General features: G+C 33.4%; 21 protein-coding genes and 1 CRISPR repeat array. All 21 genes read left to right on the top strand.

Going from position 1 to position 17,586, the window contains the following annotated elements; all coding sequences use genetic code 11:
- Positions 1–3 precede the first annotated feature (3 nt).
- Entirely contained in the window at positions 4–975 is a 972-nt protein-coding gene (locus WMO42_RS04045) for an RnfABCDGE type electron transport complex subunit D (protein ID WP_022203740.1), read from the top strand.
- A 1-nt stretch (position 976) separates the two neighbouring features.
- Positions 977–1,639, top strand: a complete 663-nt coding sequence (locus WMO42_RS04040) for an RnfABCDGE type electron transport complex subunit G (RefSeq protein ID WP_022501997.1) — start codon at positions 977–979, stop codon at positions 1,637–1,639.
- Positions 1,632–2,297, top strand: a complete 666-nt coding sequence (locus WMO42_RS04035; protein ID WP_022203742.1) for an electron transport complex subunit E — start codon at positions 1,632–1,634, stop codon at positions 2,295–2,297. Before WMO42_RS04040 ends, WMO42_RS04035 begins: the two co-directional genes overlap by 8 nt.
- Before the next feature lie 16 nt (positions 2,298–2,313).
- Positions 2,314–2,886, top strand: coding sequence for an electron transport complex subunit RsxA (gene rsxA, locus WMO42_RS04030; RefSeq protein WP_022203743.1), 573 nt, complete (start codon positions 2,314–2,316; stop codon positions 2,884–2,886).
- 12 nt (positions 2,887–2,898) lie between these two features.
- Positions 2,899–3,696, top strand: coding sequence for an RnfABCDGE type electron transport complex subunit B (locus WMO42_RS04025; RefSeq protein ID WP_055174535.1), 798 nt, complete (start codon positions 2,899–2,901; stop codon positions 3,694–3,696).
- A 225-nt stretch (positions 3,697–3,921) separates the two neighbouring features.
- A complete protein-coding gene (gene cas6 / locus WMO42_RS04020) occupies positions 3,922–4,662 on the top strand; it encodes a CRISPR-associated endoribonuclease Cas6 (protein ID WP_022501996.1) in 741 nt (246 codons plus the stop codon).
- A 12-nt stretch (positions 4,663–4,674) separates the two neighbouring features.
- A complete protein-coding gene (gene cas10, locus WMO42_RS04015; RefSeq protein ID WP_349191613.1) occupies positions 4,675–7,098 on the top strand; it encodes a type III-A CRISPR-associated protein Cas10/Csm1 in 2,424 nt (807 codons plus the stop codon).
- Positions 7,085–7,480 carry a type III-A CRISPR-associated protein Csm2 gene (gene csm2 / locus WMO42_RS04010; protein ID WP_349191612.1) on the top strand — a complete coding sequence of 132 codons (396 nt, stop codon included), beginning with the start codon at positions 7,085–7,087 and terminating at the stop codon, positions 7,478–7,480. The genes cas10 and csm2 overlap by 14 nt, the downstream gene beginning before the upstream one ends.
- 15 nt (positions 7,481–7,495) lie before the next feature.
- On the top strand, positions 7,496–8,170 hold the full coding sequence (csm3, locus tag WMO42_RS04005; protein WP_022501993.1) for a type III-A CRISPR-associated RAMP protein Csm3: 675 nt from the start codon (positions 7,496–7,498) through the stop codon (positions 8,168–8,170).
- Positions 8,171–8,183: 13 nt separating this feature from the next.
- A complete protein-coding gene (csm4, locus tag WMO42_RS04000; protein WP_349191611.1) occupies positions 8,184–9,107 on the top strand; it encodes a type III-A CRISPR-associated RAMP protein Csm4 in 924 nt (307 codons plus the stop codon).
- Positions 9,104–10,216, top strand: a complete 1,113-nt coding sequence (csm5, locus tag WMO42_RS03995; RefSeq protein ID WP_349191610.1) for a type III-A CRISPR-associated RAMP protein Csm5 — start codon at positions 9,104–9,106, stop codon at positions 10,214–10,216. The genes csm4 and csm5 overlap by 4 nt, the downstream gene beginning before the upstream one ends.
- A 165-nt stretch (positions 10,217–10,381) precedes the next feature.
- Positions 10,382–12,160: a CRISPR direct-repeat array (repeat unit 36 nt; unit sequence ATTAGAAGATAGAGAACCCCAGTAGGGGACGGAAAC).
- A gap of 30 nt (positions 12,161–12,190) precedes the next feature.
- Positions 12,191–13,192: a CRISPR-associated endonuclease Cas1 gene (cas1, locus tag WMO42_RS03990; protein WP_022501658.1), complete on the top strand. Its 1,002-nt coding sequence runs from the start codon at positions 12,191–12,193 to the stop codon at positions 13,190–13,192.
- 18 nt (positions 13,193–13,210) lie between these two features.
- On the top strand, positions 13,211–13,531 hold the full coding sequence (cas2, locus tag WMO42_RS03985; RefSeq protein ID WP_022501657.1) for a CRISPR-associated endonuclease Cas2: 321 nt from the start codon (positions 13,211–13,213) through the stop codon (positions 13,529–13,531).
- 81 nt (positions 13,532–13,612) lie between these two features.
- A complete protein-coding gene (locus WMO42_RS03980; RefSeq protein WP_349191609.1) occupies positions 13,613–14,866 on the top strand; it encodes a hypothetical protein in 1,254 nt (417 codons plus the stop codon).
- A 117-nt stretch (positions 14,867–14,983) separates the two neighbouring features.
- On the top strand, positions 14,984–15,205 hold the full coding sequence (locus WMO42_RS03975) for a Lar family restriction alleviation protein (RefSeq protein ID WP_022501655.1): 222 nt from the start codon (positions 14,984–14,986) through the stop codon (positions 15,203–15,205).
- Positions 15,206–15,332: 127 nt separating this feature from the next.
- Positions 15,333–15,542, top strand: coding sequence for a hypothetical protein (locus WMO42_RS03970; protein WP_022203749.1), 210 nt, complete (start codon positions 15,333–15,335; stop codon positions 15,540–15,542).
- Between the two features lie 62 nt (positions 15,543–15,604).
- A complete protein-coding gene (locus WMO42_RS03965; protein WP_349191608.1) occupies positions 15,605–15,817 on the top strand; it encodes a pyridoxamine 5'-phosphate oxidase family protein in 213 nt (70 codons plus the stop codon).
- 39 nt (positions 15,818–15,856) lie between these two features.
- Positions 15,857–16,105, top strand: a complete 249-nt coding sequence (locus WMO42_RS03960) for a hypothetical protein (protein ID WP_349191607.1) — start codon at positions 15,857–15,859, stop codon at positions 16,103–16,105.
- Positions 16,106–16,135: 30 nt separating this feature from the next.
- Entirely contained in the window at positions 16,136–16,354 is a 219-nt protein-coding gene (locus tag WMO42_RS03955; protein WP_055306558.1) for a hypothetical protein, read from the top strand.
- Positions 16,255–16,578, top strand: coding sequence for a prolyl oligopeptidase family serine peptidase (locus WMO42_RS03950; RefSeq protein ID WP_349172141.1), 324 nt, complete (start codon positions 16,255–16,257; stop codon positions 16,576–16,578). Before WMO42_RS03955 ends, WMO42_RS03950 begins: the two co-directional genes overlap by 100 nt.
- 83 nt (positions 16,579–16,661) lie before the next feature.
- Positions 16,662–17,393, top strand: coding sequence for a hypothetical protein (locus WMO42_RS03945; RefSeq protein WP_349191605.1), 732 nt, complete (start codon positions 16,662–16,664; stop codon positions 17,391–17,393).
- Positions 17,394–17,586 lie beyond the last annotated feature (193 nt).

Below are 17,586 nucleotides of genomic sequence, written 5' to 3'. Positions count from 1 at the left end.
AAAGTGAGCGAGATTTTTAACGTATCAACTAATCCACATGTACGTAGCAAGGATACTACTCAGACTATTATGAGAGACGTACTTATAGCGTTAGCCCCTGCTAGTATATTTGGTATTTATAACTTCGGAGTTCAGGCACTTATTCGTATCATAGTTGGTATTGTAGTGTGTATGGCTTCTGAAGCAGTATATGAGTATTTTATGCATAAGAAGATAACAGTTATGGACCTTAGTGCTGCTGTTACAGGTCTTCTTATTGCACTTAACATTCCATCAACTCTAAACATTGGTTTTGAGATTGTTGGCTGTGTATTTGCAATTATTATTGTTAAGCAGTTATTTGGCGGAATTGGTCAAAACTTTATGAACCCTGCACTTGCAGCAAGATGTTTCCTTCTTATTGCATATACAGGTCCAATGACTAACTTCGTATGTGATGCATATTCCGGAGCTACACCTCTTGCTATATTAAAGCCAGGTTCAGAGGTTGTAGGACAGACAGCTCCTACACTTCTTACTATGTTTATTGGTAAGACAAGCGGTGTTATCGGTGAGACATCAGTTATATGTCTTCTTATTGGTGCTATATATCTTGTTGTAAGAAAGATTATTTCTTTAAGAATTCCACTTTCTTACATTGGAACATTTGCAGTGCTTATATTCCTTTTCGCACCAGGACATCAGTTTGATGCTATGTATATGTTACAGGAAATCTGTGGTGGTGGTCTTATTCTTGGTGCTTTCTTTATGGCAACTGATTATGTTACATCACCTATCACACCTAATGGTAAGTTAGTATTCGGTGTCTGCTTAGGTTTACTTACATTCATATTCAGAATGTTTGGTGGTTCAGCAGAAGGCGTTTCATACGCAATCATCTTCTGTAACCTCTTAGTACCTCTTATCGAAAGAGTTACAGTACCTAAGTCATTTGGCAAGAAAAAGCCGGAAAAAAAGGCAAAGGAGGCTGCATAAGATGAAGAATATAATAAAAGACGCATGTATATTATTCGCAATTACACTTGTTGCAGGTATCCTTCTTGGTCTTGTATATAATGTAACTAAAGACCCTATCGCACAGCAGAACGAGAAGGCTAAGCAGAAGGCTTACCAGGAGGTTATTGCTGATGCTGATAAGTTTGAAGCACTTGATGGAAGTTATGCTTCTGATAAGGTAGCAGAAACAGCTAAGGCAGTACTTTCAGCTTCTGCAACAGATTTCTCTAAGGATGATGTATCAGAGGTAGTTGCTGGTATTAAGAATGGTAAGATTATAGGTTTCGTAGTAACAGTTGTTGCACATGATGGTTACGGCGGAGATATCAAGTTCTCTGTTGGACTTTCAACAGATGGAACATATCTTGGAACATCTATTCTTACAATAAGTGAAACAGCAGGTCTTGGTATGAGAGCTAAGCAGGATCCTTCATTCTTAGCACAGTTTAACGGAACTAAGACTTCAGAATATAAGGTAGTAACAGATGGAACAGGTTCATCATCAGACAGCTCTATTGATGCAATCGGTGGTTCTACAGTTACATCTAAGGCTATAACAAAGGGTGTTAATGCAGCATTAGCTGTATATGCAGACCTTGCTAAGGCTAATGTTAAGACAGTAGGAGGTGTTTCAGTTGAATAAATGTGTTGAAAGACTTTATAATGGTATTATCAAAGAGAATCCTACTCTGGTTTTAACACTTGGTATGTGTCCTACACTTGCGGTTACTACATCAGCAATCAATGGTATCGGAATGGGACTTTCTACAACAGCAGTTCTTATGCTTTCTAACCTTTTCATTTCATTACTTAGAAAGGTTATTCCAGACAGCGTAAGAATGCCAGCTTATATCGTGATCGTTGCATCATTTGTTACAATAATACAGTTCTTATTACAGGGCTTTGTGCCATCTATATATGATGCACTTGGTATCTATATACCACTTATCGTTGTTAACTGTATTATCTTAGGACGTGCAGAGTCATATGCTTCTAAGAACCCAGCACTTCCATCAATGTTTGATGGTATCGGAATGGGACTTGGTTTCACATGTGCTATCACAATCCTTGGTGCAATCAGAGAGTTACTTGGTGGCGGAACAATCCTTTCAACAGGTAGTTCAGCACTTGTAGATCTTTCTAACTTTGGTTATACACCAGCTAGTATATTTATCCTTGCACCTGGTGCATTCTTCGTACTTGCTATGTGTGTAGCTGTTATGAACAGAGTAAAGAGAAAGCATGGAATGAAGCCTGCTGAGGTTCCAGACTATGTTTCAGATGAAGAAAAAGAGAACTAAGGGAGGAGAGTAAAAGATGAATTTATTAGTTATCGCTATAAGCACAGCGCTTGTTAACAACGTTGTATTAAGCCAGTTCTTAGGTCTGTGTCCTTTCCTTGGTGTATCAAAGAAAATAAACACAGCTGCCGGAATGGGTGGCGCTGTTATTGGTGTTATCTCTATATCATCAATCATATGCAGCCTTATATATGATTTTATATTAACACCACTTAACCTTACATACCTGAATACTGTAGTATTCATTCTTGTAATAGCAACATTAGTTCAGTTTGTTGAAATGGTACTTAAGAAGTGTATGCCACCTTTATATGAGGCACTTGGTGTATACCTTCCACTTATCACAACTAACTGTGCCGTACTTGGTATTGCTTTAACAAATGTACAGAATTCATACAACTTAATCGAATCATTTGTAAGTGGTCTTGGTACAGCTGTTGGTTTTACAATAGCTATCGTAATAATGGCTGGTGTACGTGAGCGTACAGAGGACAATGATGTTCCAGAAAGTTTTAAGGGAATGCCTATCGTTCTTTTAACAGCAGGACTTATGTCAATTGCATTTTTCGGATTTTCAGGAATAATCTAAGGAGGATATTGAATAATGACAGGTATTATTATTGCGGCTTGTGCCGTAGGTGTAACAGGTCTTCTTCTTGGACTCTTCCTTGGATTTATGGGAAAGAAGTTTGCAGTTGAGGTTGACCAGAAGGAAATAGATGTAAGAGCAGAGCTTCCAGGTAACAACTGTGGTGGTTGTGGATACGCAGGTTGTGATGCACTTGCAAAGGCTATTGCAGCAGGTGAAGCTGACTGTGGTGCATGTCCAGTTGGTGGTGCTCCGGTAGCAGCAAAGATAGCAGCTATCATGGGTGCTGAGGCAGGAAGCCAGGAGCGTATGACAGCATTCGTTAAGTGTGGCGGAGACTGTGACAAGGCTAAGAATAACTATGTATATTCTGGTGTACAGGATTGTACTATGATGAATATAGCACCTAATGGTGGTCCTAAGGGATGTACATACGGATGTATGGGTTATGGCTCATGCGTTAAAGCTTGTCCTTTCGATGCTATTCACGTAGTTAACGGTGTAGCTGTAGTAGATAAGGAAAAGTGTAAGGCTTGTGGCAAGTGTGTTGCTACATGTCCAAGACACCTTATCGAACTTATTCCATACAAGGCATCTTATGCAGTCAACTGTTCTTCACAGAATAAGGGTAAAGATGTTATGCAGGTATGTTCAGTTGGATGTATCGGCTGTATGTTATGTACAAAGCAGTGCGAGTATGGTGCTATCACTGTAGAGAACAATATCGCACACATCGACCAGTCTAAGTGTGTTGGCTGTGGCAAGTGTGCTGAGAAGTGTCCTAAGAAGATTATTCATAAGCAGAATTAATTGCAGGGTAATCGAGTAAATTAAAATTATAAAAACCGCTGGTGGAAATGTTGGAAATGACATTTTTGCTGGCGGTTTTTTGTATAGTATGAAATGGTTAACAGTTTAAAATAAGGTAATACGGAATTGTGGCAATATAAAAATTATCAGATAATTCTTTCTTTTTAGACAAATGTAATGTATAATGACATTATCATTAAAAAGTTCGTGAATATGGGGGAATATATGGTCGGAAGATTAGAATTAACTTTAGATAGTAAAGAGATAGATTATAAGAATTCATCAAATTTACAAGGTGTAATAATGGAAAATATAGATAATGAGTATGCAGATATTTTACATACGCAGGGATATAATCCATATAGTCAGTATGTATATACAAAGGATAATAAGGTTATCTGGTGTATTAATACATTGGACGAAAAAGCATACGATAAGATAATACAGAGGTTATTAGATGATAAATTTAATGAATTTACAATTAAAAATAGAGAAACACCTATTAAAATAACAGAAAAAAGAATACAGAAAAAAAGTAAAAATTTGTTTCTTGAAGAGTTTTATAATGTGAAAGGTGATAAGTATTATAATATACAATTTATAACGCCAACTTCATTTAAAAGCAATGGCAGATATATGATATTTCCCGATTTGAGACTTATGTATAAAAGTCTTATGAAAAAATATAGTGCGTCATCTACAGATATGGATATGTATGATGAGGATACACTGGAGCAGCTTATTGAAAGTAGTGAAATAACCAGATATAGATTGCAAAGTACAGTGTTTCCATTAGAGGGAGTAGTGATACCTTCTTATAAGGGTAGTTTATCTATAAGACTTCATGGAAATGATACAATATCAAGATATGCCAGATTATTATTTTCATTTGGAGAATATTCGGGAATTGGCATAAAATCTTCGATTGGTATGGGAGCATTGAAACTATTAAATGATTTAAAGTAGAGGGGGATTATAATGAACGAAAAAGAAACAAAATTAATTATTGCAGCTATATTGCACGATATTGGCAAAGTAATATATAGAGAAGGTAATGATGTCAGAAAGCATAGTATTAGTGGATATGATTATTTAAAGGAAACAGGAATAACAGATAAAGAAATTCTTGATGCAGTAAAATATCATCATGCACAAAGCTTAAGAAATGCAGACATTGAAGATAATTCATTATCCTACATAGTCTATATGGCTGATAATATAGCATCTGCAACAGATAGAAGAGAAAGAATGGAAGAAGAAAAAGGATTTGAGATATCAGCACCACTTGAGAGTGTTTTTAATATACTTAACCATAACGATGGACATATGTATTATAAGCCTTCATTTCTTAATCCTGAGGATGATATTAATTATCCTTCTAATACTAAAACAATGTTTGATAGGCATTATTATAATAAAATAAAAGCTAATATAACCAATAATCTTAAAGGAATGAATTATAATAAAGATTATATTAATTCACTAATAGAAGTTATGGAAGCTAACTTATCGTATGTGCCTTCATCGACATCAAAAAATGAAATTGCTGATATATCGCTTTTTGACCACGTTAAGCTAACAGCGGCTATTGCATCGTGCATATATCAATATTTGACAGCTAATAATATTGATAACTATAAACAGGAATTATTTATTGATGGAAAGTCTTTTTATGAAAAGAATGTATTTATGCTCTATTCGATGGATATATCTGGAATTCAGAAGTTTATCTATACTATACATTCAGAAAATGCTATGAAAATATTAAGATCCAAGTCGTTTTATCTTGAGATAATGATGGAACATATTATTGACTGTTTGTTAGACAGATTACATCTTTCAAGAGCTAATTTAATATATTCAGGTGGTGGACACTGCTATATTTTAATTCCTAATACTGAAGAAGTAAGAACAATTGTAGAAAAATATAATTTTGAAATAAATCAATGGTTTTTAGATAATTATAAAGTTTCATTATACATATCTAGTGGATATAGCGAATGTAGCAGTAATTCCTTGAAAAATATCCCAGAAGGCAGTTACGCAGAAATATTTAAAAATATTAGTAAAAAAATATCAGAACAAAAGGCTTCAAGATATACAGCAGAACAGATAATTAATCTAAATAAAATACGTGAAAAAGATTATTCAAGAGAATGTAGAATATGTAAAAATGTCAGTAAAGTAGATGATGATGGATTATGTCCTACTTGTTCAGCACTAAAACTGCTGTCATCTAAAATACTTGATGAAAAATATGCATTTTTTACGGTTGTATCAGAAAAAGAACCAGGGGCGTTAAAATTACCATTGGATTATTATCTTATAGCAGAAGATGAAAAAAATCTTACGGAACGTTTATTAAATAACGATAAGACATTTGTAAGAACTTATGGAAAGAATAAGATGTATACAGGCAAAAGAGTGTCTAATAAGTTATGGGTTGGTAATTATCACTCAGATTGTAATACATTTGAAGATATGGCGGACTGTTCAAAGGGAATAAAGAGAATAGGTGTGTTAAGAGCCGATGTAGATAATTTGGGAATAGCTTTCGTATCAGGATTTAATAATGAGGCAAATAACAACAGATATGTAACATTATCAAGAACTGCTACGTTATCAAGACAGCTATCATTATTTTTTAAGTTGTATATTAACAGTATACTAAGAGAGGGTGAATATACAATAGAAGATAATTCAGAAGGCAAAAAAACAATAATAAGAAATGCTGTGATATGTTATTCGGGTGGTGATGATTTGTTTATTGTTGGTGCTTGGAATGAGATTATTGAATTGGCAATAGATATCCAGAAAAAATTTGCTTTATATACAGAAGGGACATTAACATTATCGGCAGGAATAGGAATATACAGACATAATTATCCAATAAGTGTAATAGCGGAAGAAGTGGCTGATATGGAGTCTATGTCCAAGAGTAAAGCCGGAAAAGCAGCTGTAACATTATTTGAAGATGGTGTTAAGCATAAAGAATTAGGACAAGATGGATATTATATGAATATAAGCGATGGCACATTTGGATGGAATGAGCTGGTAGACGAAGTAATAGCAGAAAAATATAACTGTATCAGAGAATTTTTTGACGATGCTGGAGAAAGGGGAATTAATTTCTTATATAATCTGCTTGAATTAATTAGAAATCAGGATGATAGAATTAACTTTGCAAGAATAGTCTACATATTATCAAGATTAGAGCCGGATAAAGAGGCAGAAAAAGAAGAAAAAGAACATTATAGCCGATTTTCACAAAATATATATAAATGGGTAAAAGATGGTGATAAGGATATCAGACACTTAAAGGTTGCAATGAATATGTATTCATATATGAGAAGAGATAAATATAATACAGAGGAAAGTGGAGGTAGTGATGATGCAGATTAATGAAAAGAACTATGTTGATAAGGCTGAAGCAGCTATAACCAGATTGAGTAAGATGGTTAACAGACAGGGAAAAGTAATACCGATGGTAACAACATCTAAAATAAGAAATCTTTTAGCAATGGCAGCAGATATTTATAATCAGGCATTGGATTGCAAAGAAGATGTATTACCAGATGAATTAATCTCAAGAATTGATTATCTAAGGGTTAGATTTATGTATGAGGCAGGACGTGAACAGGGAGTTAAGAGTTTAATAGAAGAGGCTGATTTGCTGGATATAATGAAAGAAATTAAAGGAAATAAGAATAACTATATTTTATTTTATCATTATATGGAAGCATTAGTTGCTTTTAAAAGATATATGAACAAAAATGATGACTAAACAGGAGGGGTAATTATGTATTCAAAAATTCAGATAACAGGTATATTAGAGGTTGTTACAGGTATGCATATCGGTGGTTCTTCAGCATTTTCAGCAATAGGAGCAGTAGATGCCCCGGTTATAAAAGATATAAGAACTAACAGACCTATGATTCCGGGAAGTTCATTAAAGGGAAAGATGAGAACGTTGCTTGCTAAGAGATACAATGAAATAATTCAAGCTAATCCTAATAATGATGATGAACGTATAACAAGAGTATTTGGTTCTGCTAAAAAAGATGATAAGGGAAAAGTTAAACCAAGTAAGATATTAATATCAGATATGTTTGTAGTAAATGAGGACGAAATAAGAAATCGTGGCATACAGAATTTAACAGAGGTTAAGTTTGAAAATTCAATAAACAGGGCAACAGCAGTAGCTAATCCAAGACAGATTGAAAGAGCGGTGAAGGGATTACAGTTTGGAGTTGATATAATATATGAAGTTGAGGCAGGAAAAGAAGGCGAGATTGAAGAAGATATCGAGGTAATAGCAGAGGCTATGAGAATGTTACAATATGATTATCTTGGCGGAAGTGGTTCAAGAGGATATGGAAAAGTTAAATTCTACAATCTTAAGGCAGATAATGTAATAGGTGATGTTGATGAAAATATTAAGAAACAGATAAATGAGCTTTTAAGTGAGATTTAGAATGGAGAATACTATGAAATATATTGCTTATAAGTTGAAGTTCTCTACGGGAGTTCATTTTGGTAATGGTTCTCTTGATAACACTGAATATACATTTTGTGCAGATACATTATTTTCTGCATTATGTATAGAAGCTGTTAAGCATAGTGAAGATAAGCTTAGCAGATTAGTCAGTTACGTTAAAGCAGGGAAAATTGTATTTTCGGATGCAATGCCATATATGGATGATATATATTATGTACCTAAGCCTATGTGTAATATTAAACATTCAGATGAAGAAAGTGGAGAATCTTCAAAAAAGAAATTATATAAAAAAACGATGTATATACCATATGATTATATACAGGATTATATTAATGGAGAATTGCCAGAAGACATTATAAGGGAATTCGATGAATTTGGAAAGAAGAATATAAAGGTTTCAGCTGCTATTAATAATAATGATGAAACAGTCCCTTACAGAGTTGGAGAATATTATTATAACGAAGGAAATGGATTATATATAATAGTTGGTTATGATAATGATGAAGAACTTAAAGAAGTTGAGGAACTCATAATATCATTAGGTTATAGTGGTATTGGAGGAAAGAGAAGCAGTGGCTTAGGAAGATTTGATATTCAGATAGCTGACGATGCTGATGAATTGTTAAATATGATAACAGAAAAGAGCAGGTTATATATGACATTGTCGGTCAGTCTGCCTAAGGAATGTGAAATGACTAATTCATTGAGTGAAGCTAAATATAGTATTATAAAAAGAAGTGGCTTTATATCTTCACAGGTGTTCGATGATAGAAGAAAAAAAGACCTATATGTTATTGAGGCTGGAGCCTGTGTTAAGAATAAATATGAGGGTGATATATATGATGTAGCAGATGGAGGAGTACATCCTGTTTATCGATATGCTAAGCCTTTATTTATGGGGGTGAATATATGATAGAACCATACAGACAATACCAGATTACATTAGAAACAGTAGGACCTGTCTTTATCGGAAGTGGTAATAAGTTAAGTAAAAAATCATACATATTCTCAGATAAAAACCATATTGAAATGGTTGATTTAGAAAAAATGTATCAGTTCTTAAAGAATAAAGGTCTTGAATCGAAGTATGAACAATACCTAATGAGCAGAGATACAATGAAATTGGGAGATTGGCTTAAACGAAACAGGATAGATATACCGGATATCAGAAAATGTATAAAATATGAGATTGAATGTGGGGATGTTATTGGAGTTGAAAGCAGGGATATGGAAATTCAAGAACACATAAAAGATCCATATGGTATGCCATATATTCCAGGCAGTTCAATAAAAGGAATGTTAAGAACTATATTACTTATATATGATATATTAGAAAATTCACAAAAATATCAGAAAGCAAAAAATAATCTCAGTTATGATATAGGCAAGCAGCAAAGAAGAACCATATACCTGAGTAAAAATATGAAGGAAATTGAAACAATAAGTTTTAATAAATTAAATAGGGATGAAAAGAAAGTAGGCAATGCTGTTAATGATATAATGGCAGGTGTAATCGTCAGTGATAGTGCTTCAATAGATATAAAAGACTTGGTATTATGTAAGAAAATAGAAAGACATCCAGATGGCAGGGAACATTCAATTAATATAATGAGAGAATGTATTAAACCGGGTACACAGATTAATTTTACGTTGACAGTAGACGAGTCTATTTGTAATATTGATGAACAAATAATATATGAAGCTATAAAGAAGTATACAGAGTGTTATAACGATTGTTTTATAGCATCATTTAAAGGAGCAGAATATTTACAGGATGATTATGTAATATTAGGTGGAGGAAGTGGATTTGCATCTAAAACAATAGAGTATTCTATGTATGGTAAAAAAGACGGAGTAAAATGTATCAGAGATATATTACTTAACACCGTAAAGAGAGAAAAGAATGGCAATCACAAAAATTATAAAGATGCTGCATTAGGAGTATCTCCGCATATAATAAAATATACAAGCTGCTATGGAAAGCAAATGCAGATGGGAGTATGTAAAATGATAATTAAATAATCCTTAGAAGAAATTCAATTATAAAATTGTATTTTACGCCGCATTGGTTATTTACTGGACAAATTGGTAATTATAGATTACTTTTGGTATTAAAATTATAAAAATATTTTTTGCCACGCAAAGTGAATAATCGATGCGCATAAATACTGGATTTGCAGAGGCGGGATTAGAAGATAGAGAACCCCAGTAGGGGACGGAAACTTTGTTGATGTTCTTTATTAAGTTTCATTAACTTCTTATTAGAAGATAGAGAACCCCAGTAGGGGACGGAAACTCGTATTCCGAAAAATCGTTAAATCTCACCTTTTTAACATTAGAAGATAGAGAACCCCAGTAGGGGACGGAAACGATGCTTTTATATGTTCTTTGCCTGCTTGCAAGTGCCTATTAGAAGATAGAGAACCCCAGTAGGGGACGGAAACTTCTTCGTAATTTTTTTCTTTCAATTCGTTTAGACTTATTAGAAGATAGAGAACCCCAGTAGGGGACGGAAACTACCTCTGTTTCTATTTCCTCACATTCTTCTTCATAATTAGAAGATAGAGAACCCCAGTAGGGGACGGAAACTGTACTGTAGTTAACGCTGGTAAAGAATTATTATAATTAGAAGATAGAGAACCCCAGTAGGGGACGGAAACTATATCCGACAAATTCTTTACCGGCGTTTCTTGTTTCTTCGAATTAGAAGATAGAGAACCCCAGTAGGGGACGGAAACTCCCTGGGCATCAAGCCTGTAATTTTCATTACATCTTATTAGAAGATAGAGAACCCCAGTAGGGGACGGAAACTCCTCCAGGCTCATTAATAACTTTCCATTTTCATATTAGAAGATAGAGAACCCCAGTAGGGGACGGAAACTTATTTCAGTCGGAGATATTGTTATAGAGTTCACACCTATTAGAAGATAGAGAACCCCAGTAGGGGACGGAAACAATCTTATATATTTAATTATTAAAATAATATAATTAGAAGATAGAGAACCCCAGTAGGGGACGGAAACTTTTAATACATTCGTCTTTATCACTATCCGTTAAATTAATTAGAAGATAGAGAACCCCAGTAGGGGACGGAAACTTTAGATCTCATAGTGATGCTCCTTTCTATAAACATTAGAAGATAGAGAACCCCAGTAGGGGACGGAAACTCTTCATAATTTAATTTTTTGAGTTCGTCAATATTAAATTAGAAGATAGAGAACCCCAGTAGGGGACGGAAACTTGTGACATTTCGGTTTGTTTCCTTAATTCTTTTATTGATTAGAAGATAGAGAACCCCAGTAGGGGACGGAAACCTATTTTAACGATTATACATCTTATGTTATGGTTTAATTAGAAGATAGAGAACCCCAGTAGGGGACGGAAACTATACGATATTTTGTTTTTAAAACGTGTATACTACTACCAATTAGAAGATAGAGAACCCCAGTAGGGGACGGAAACAATTTATTCAGCCGACTAGCTGATTCTCTGATGTATTAGAAGATAGAGAACCCCAGTAGGGGACGGAAACCTTTTTACCTCTCTAACAACTCACATAATGAGCTGATTAGAAGATAGAGAACCCCAGTAGGGGACGGAAACTTAGTATCTTTTCTTTCTTTTTCTGTCATTTCTTCCATCATTAGAAGATAGAGAACCCCAGTAGGGGACGGAAACCATAACCTTTAAATTATCTTCGTTTGATAATTCACATTAGAAGATAGAGAACCCCAGTAGGGGACGGAAACTTTTACATCAACTGCATTATCATTTTCAAGTAGTTGTATTAGAAGATAGAGAACCCCAGTAGGGGACGGAAACGTTTGCGTTTGGGTGCTTAGTGGGATGTTGTTATTAATTAGAAGATAGAGAACCCCAGTAGGGGACGGAAACTTATTGCCAAAATGGTCTTTATTCTTATAAGTCAATATTAGAAGATAGAGAACCCCAGTAGGGGACAAAATACTATATTAGAGAGAAAGAGAGGTAGGCGTTATGAGTTATTTATATGTTAATGAAGATGGTGTTGTAGTTAGTATTGAAGGAAATAGATGTATCGCTAAGTATAAAGATGGAATGATAAAATATATGCCAATAGAGGCACTAGAAGGAATTGTAATAATGGGACGTTCCCAGTTGACAACTTATTGTATGGAACAATGTTTGGAAAGGGGAATAAATGTTTCGTTTTTTTCAAAGGGTGGAAGATATTTTGGAAGATTACATTCTACAGGACATGTAAAGACAGACAGGCAAAGACGTCAGTGTGAATTGTATGACTCACAATTTGCAATAGATTTATCAAAAAGGATAATATCAGCAAAATTAAAAAATCAGGAAGTTGTATTAAGAAGATATGAAAGAAGTAAAAATATTAATTTAAAAGATATACATAATATGATGTCAATATGTAGAAATAAAATTGAAACTTGTAATAGTATATATGAGATAATGGGATATGAAGGACAAGGAGCAAAATATTATTTTGATGGATTATCAAAGTGTGTAAAAGAGGATTTTGTATTTCAAGGTAGAAGTAGGCGTCCACCATTAGATGAGTTTAATTCTATGATAGGTTTAGGATATTCTGTATTAATGAATGAAATATATGGAAAAATAGAGGCAAAGGGATTAAATCCATATTTTGGATTTATGCATAGGGATGCAGAAAAACATCCAACTCTTGCAAGTGATTTAATGGAAGAATGGAGAGCTGTAATAGTTGATGCTACAGTAATGAGTATAATAAATGGCAACGAAATAACAAAAGAGGAATTTACTCATAACGTAGATGAACCAGGCTGTTATTTGAACAGAAAAGGTGTTGGAATTTTAATTAAAAAGTTGGAAAAGAAATTTCAAACAGATGTAAAATATCTTAGTTATATAGATTATACTGTGGATTTTCGCCACGCTATGCTGCTTCAGGTTAATCAGTTAGTTAAAGCAATGGAAAGTGAAGACGCATCGTTATACTATCCAATACAGATAAGATGATAGGAAAAGGTGATTTTTATGGATGAAGATTATTATTTTAGAATTGATGATGAATTGTCAGAAGATAGGGTGTTTGTGTTAATTATTTATGATATAATTAGCAATAAAAGTAGAAATAAATTTTCTAAGCTATTATTAGGATATGGTTTTAGAATTCAGAAATCAGCATTTGAAGCTGTTATTTCTAAAGATAAATTAATAAAATTATTAGCAGAAATTCCAAGGTATATTAATGAAAATGAAGACAGTGTAAGGCTGTATCAGATAAAAGGAAAAGGTAATGTTACAACTTGGGGTAAAAATGAAAATTATGATGTAGATGAAGTAATAATATTATAGGAGAAATAGTGAATTATGAGTAGAGTATTATTTTCGCCAATAGGTGGAACAGATCCGATAAGATATTTATATGATGGTTCTATGTTACATATATGCAGGCATTACCAACCTGATAAAGTTATATTGTATTTATCCAGTGAGATGGTAGAAAAGCATAGAGAAGATAATAGATATGTAAGGACTTTGAATATGCTGGGAGATTCTATAGGTCATACTTTTGATATCAAGGTTATTGAGAATGAAGAATTAATTGATGTTCAAAAATATGATGTTTATTATGAAATATTCAGGCAGGAGATAAAGAATATAAGCGATAATTTATCATCTGGTGATGAATTGATTGTGAATATGGCATCAGGAACACCTGCAATGAAGAGTGCGCTGCTTATATTAGCTACATTATCAGAATACAAGTTTATACCAATTCAGGTAAACTCGCCGCAGAAGAAAATGAATTCGGAGATAGAAGACAGAAATAATTATGATGTAGAGCTTAATTGGGAATTAAATCAGGATAATTTACCAGATAGCGAAAATAGGTGTGAAGAAGTTAAATGTATGAATTTAATTAAACTTTTAAAGATTGATTTGATTAAAAAATTTATACGAAAATATGATTATAGTGCAGCATTTGAGCTGGGTAAAGAGCTTAAGGATGATATTAGTGTAGATGCATATAATATGCTTGGAATAGCTAATAACAGATTAAAATTAAACTATAAAGAAATATCAAAAATTACATCAAACAATAAATATGATATATATCCAATAAAAGACGCTGGAAATATGAAGCTTTTTGAGTATGCCTGCGTGTTAGAAATTAAATTAAAGAAAGAAGAATATTCTGATTTTATAAGAGGAATAACACCATTAATTGTTGATATATTTGAACAGATATTAAAAACAAAAATGAATATAAATGTTGAATTATTATGTGATATCCGTAATGGTGTAAAAATATGGAATATAGGTAAGTTAAAGAATAATGATATTTTTGATATATTAAATAATTCATATATAAAAAAAGGCGGGATAAAGGAAGGCCCGGTATATTCACACGCACTTGCACATATAATCAGGGCAAAAAGTAATGATAATATACTAAAAAGTAAGGTTGACGAAATAGTTAATGTAGAACAAAATATTCGAAATTTAGCAGCACACCAGATTGTTTCAGTTACAGATAAATGGTTTGTTGACAAGTCTGGAAAATCGCCTGAGGAAATTATGAATATTATAAGATATTTACTTGTTCAGGCTGGAGTTGGAGTAAAGAAAGAAGATTGGGATACATATGATGTTATGAATGATAAGATTGTTAGATATTTAGAATGATTCTAATGCATTGTTTTATAATAAAGATAGCCTTTAAAAATTACCCAATATCATATATAATGTTATTTACTGAGCTTAAATCAAGTATAACAGAACAGCTAAGAGAGGTATTATAAAATGGAAATTTATGAAATGATAGATCTACAGGATTGTCCAAGATGTTTAGGACCTTCGTTATTAGAGGAAGTAGACCATGGTTTTTATGTAACTTGCCTGGATTGTGGATGTCAGTCAGCAACATTCAGATATAATAATGATGAAGACAAGCTTGAAGCTGCGAAGAAGACAGCTGAGTTATGGAATACTGGCAAGGTAATCTATACAGGTTATGGAGATTAATAATATATGTATGTATAGTTTTGAAGTATGACATATATGTTTGTGTACAATGTTATTATAATTAATGTATAGATGGGAATGTGTATAATAATCCCGAATGTGATATATAAGATAGGAGAATTAAACGATGAAGAGTCAGGAAGAACTTTTTAATATGACAGTTATGGAATTAAGAGAGTATATGAATTCGCTTTCTAATGAAGAAATAAAGCAGGCGGCTGAGATGTTTGAATATGATGAGCACGAAAGAGATCCACTTACACTTCTTTCAGCACCTAAGCTTTTTGAGTATATGAAATATGCAAATGGAGCAGTAGATATTGATTTTGGTGAATAATGCTATAATGAGGGAGTGTGATTAATAGTCACGCTCTTTTATTTATGTTGGGAGGCATTTTTATGACACACGAACAATTTGAAAAGGCGGCTGATTACTGGAAGAATAAGGGAATTACAGCAATGCCCAAAGAAGAGCTTAAAAAAGCGGTTGAAGAATATATAGCTGCTAACAATACCTGTGCGCTTGCAACAGGAACTGGCGATTATGTAAGATGTACGCCGATTGAGTACAGTTATCATAATGATAAGTTCTGGATGTTTTCAGAAGGTTGAGAGAAATTTATAGGTCTTGAGAAGAATGAAAATGTATGTTTGGCTATTTTCGATAAATATGATGGATTTGGCAGGCTTAAGAGCATACAGGTTATGGGAAAAGCCGAACTGATAGAACCATTTTCTGATAAATATAATGAACACGCAAAAATTAAGAAAATACCGATAGAGGCGTTAAAGAAAATGGAGTCGCCGCTTAATCTCATCTGTGTAACACCAGTGAAAATGGATGTATTATTTTCTGATTTTAAGAAAGAGGGATATAGCAGCAGACAGATTTTAGAGTGAATTTAAAAGAAAAAAGAGGTAATATAACTTATGGAAGTAAAAGAGTGGTCATATAAAGAATACCATTCTTTTGATAAGCCAGTAGACGGAGTTACAAGAATTCCTACAAGCGGAGATGAGAAGGGAACTTATATATATTCAAATGTGGAATATGCGCATATAAATGGTACGACACTGCATTTGCAGATTATCACACCACAGACAAGAATCCTGAGTTATGCAGAGCTATGTCGGTTGAGTGTAATATAAGTGAAAATGTTTCATTGCCACCAATATTAATGTTTCACGGAACAAAAGACCGTACAATAAATCCAAAGGTCAGTGTTGTTGTATATGAGGCTTTAAAGAAATATAATAAAGATGTGAAGTTATATTTGCTTGAGGGAGCTGACCACGGTGGAAGTGAATTCTTTAGTGATAATGTGTTGGATATTATTGAAGAATTTTTGCAAAAGATTATATCAGCTAGTTAGAATGATAAGTTGTTTTAAAATGTGTAATAAAATGAATTTTTACACTGACATCATAAATATGAAAATACTGGGCGGTAAAATATATGGGAAATGAATCTGGAGAATGGATTATGCACGGACTTGAGTGGGACAATCCAGCGTGTATACATACAGTTGAGAAAGCAATCGAACACATTAATGATGTAGGTTTTCTGCCTTTATTTAAGAATGAAATAGAAGGATTTTCACTGGAAGAATGGACAGCACCTGAGTACTGGTGGTGTGATGATGAATTATATGACCCGTGGTTGTGGCGTGCGGTTATAGCAAGACAGCACGATATAATCTATGGAAAGTTTTTCGGAAAGAAGGCAGGTTTTGTATCAAGAAAATGGGTTCCTGCATTTGCAAATTACAGGCGTGACGGATACGATTTTGATGCGTTATATGAGGATGGAAAAGCACCGCTTAAATATAAAAAGATTATGAAGCATTTTATGGAAGAAAATGCAGATAACGAAATATTTTCTAATGAGTTAAAGAAACAGGCTGGCTACGGCAAAGATGGTGAAAAAGGATTTGATGGCGCAGTTGCTAATCTTATGATGCAGATGTATATATGTAACTGCGATTTTAGGAAGCGTATTAATAAAAGTGGTGAAGAATATGGCTGGGATGTGGCTGTTTATTCATCAATAGAGCATATCTATGGTTATGATTATGTTACCTCTGATTATAAGGAAAAGCCGGAAGCTTCGTGGCAGAAAATAGTTTCACATATGAACATATTGTATCCGTCTGCGACTGAAAAGCAGATTAAGAAGATATTGAAGTAAAATTATCAAAAAATATTTGAAATAAATCATAGTTTATTGTTTTTGCTGTTTTATCAGCAGTATACACTTGATACAAAATTTTATTAAAAATGGCGTATAAAAGAGAATTGGTGTGAAAATAGATTTTTCACACGTGAGACTTATGTGTGTGTGCACTTGACACAAACTCGTTATGTACAAAAATATGCGTAGA

This window comes from Lachnospira sp. CLA-JM-H23, assembly GCF_040096425.1.
Taxonomy (GTDB): domain Bacteria; phylum Bacillota; class Clostridia; order Lachnospirales; family Lachnospiraceae; genus Lachnospira; species Lachnospira rogosae.
This window is presented reverse-complemented; position numbering and strand designations above follow the sequence as displayed.

Coding starts and splice junctions, on each gene's coding strand:
- WMO42_RS04040 (WP_022501997.1), top strand. CDS start 977: ATGAAGAATATAATAAAAGACGCATGTATATTATTCGCAATTACACTT.
- rsxA (WP_022203743.1), top strand. CDS start 2,314: ATGAATTTATTAGTTATCGCTATAAGCACAGCGCTTGTTAACAACGTT.
- cas6 (WP_022501996.1), top strand. CDS start 3,922: ATGGTCGGAAGATTAGAATTAACTTTAGATAGTAAAGAGATAGATTAT.
- cas10 (WP_349191613.1), top strand. CDS start 4,675: ATGAACGAAAAAGAAACAAAATTAATTATTGCAGCTATATTGCACGAT.
- csm2 (WP_349191612.1), top strand. CDS start 7,085: ATGATGCAGATTAATGAAAAGAACTATGTTGATAAGGCTGAAGCAGCT.
- csm3 (WP_022501993.1), top strand. CDS start 7,496: ATGTATTCAAAAATTCAGATAACAGGTATATTAGAGGTTGTTACAGGT.
- csm4 (WP_349191611.1), top strand. CDS start 8,184: ATGAAATATATTGCTTATAAGTTGAAGTTCTCTACGGGAGTTCATTTT.
- csm5 (WP_349191610.1), top strand. CDS start 9,104: ATGATAGAACCATACAGACAATACCAGATTACATTAGAAACAGTAGGA.
- cas1 (WP_022501658.1), top strand. CDS start 12,191: ATGAGTTATTTATATGTTAATGAAGATGGTGTTGTAGTTAGTATTGAA.
- cas2 (WP_022501657.1), top strand. CDS start 13,211: ATGGATGAAGATTATTATTTTAGAATTGATGATGAATTGTCAGAAGAT.
- WMO42_RS03980 (WP_349191609.1), top strand. CDS start 13,613: ATGTTACATATATGCAGGCATTACCAACCTGATAAAGTTATATTGTAT.
- WMO42_RS03975 (WP_022501655.1), top strand. CDS start 14,984: ATGGAAATTTATGAAATGATAGATCTACAGGATTGTCCAAGATGTTTA.
- WMO42_RS03970 (WP_022203749.1), top strand. CDS start 15,333: ATGAAGAGTCAGGAAGAACTTTTTAATATGACAGTTATGGAATTAAGA.
- WMO42_RS03965 (WP_349191608.1), top strand. CDS start 15,605: ATGACACACGAACAATTTGAAAAGGCGGCTGATTACTGGAAGAATAAG.
- WMO42_RS03955 (WP_055306558.1), top strand. CDS start 16,136: ATGGAAGTAAAAGAGTGGTCATATAAAGAATACCATTCTTTTGATAAG.
- WMO42_RS03945 (WP_349191605.1), top strand. CDS start 16,662: ATGGGAAATGAATCTGGAGAATGGATTATGCACGGACTTGAGTGGGAC.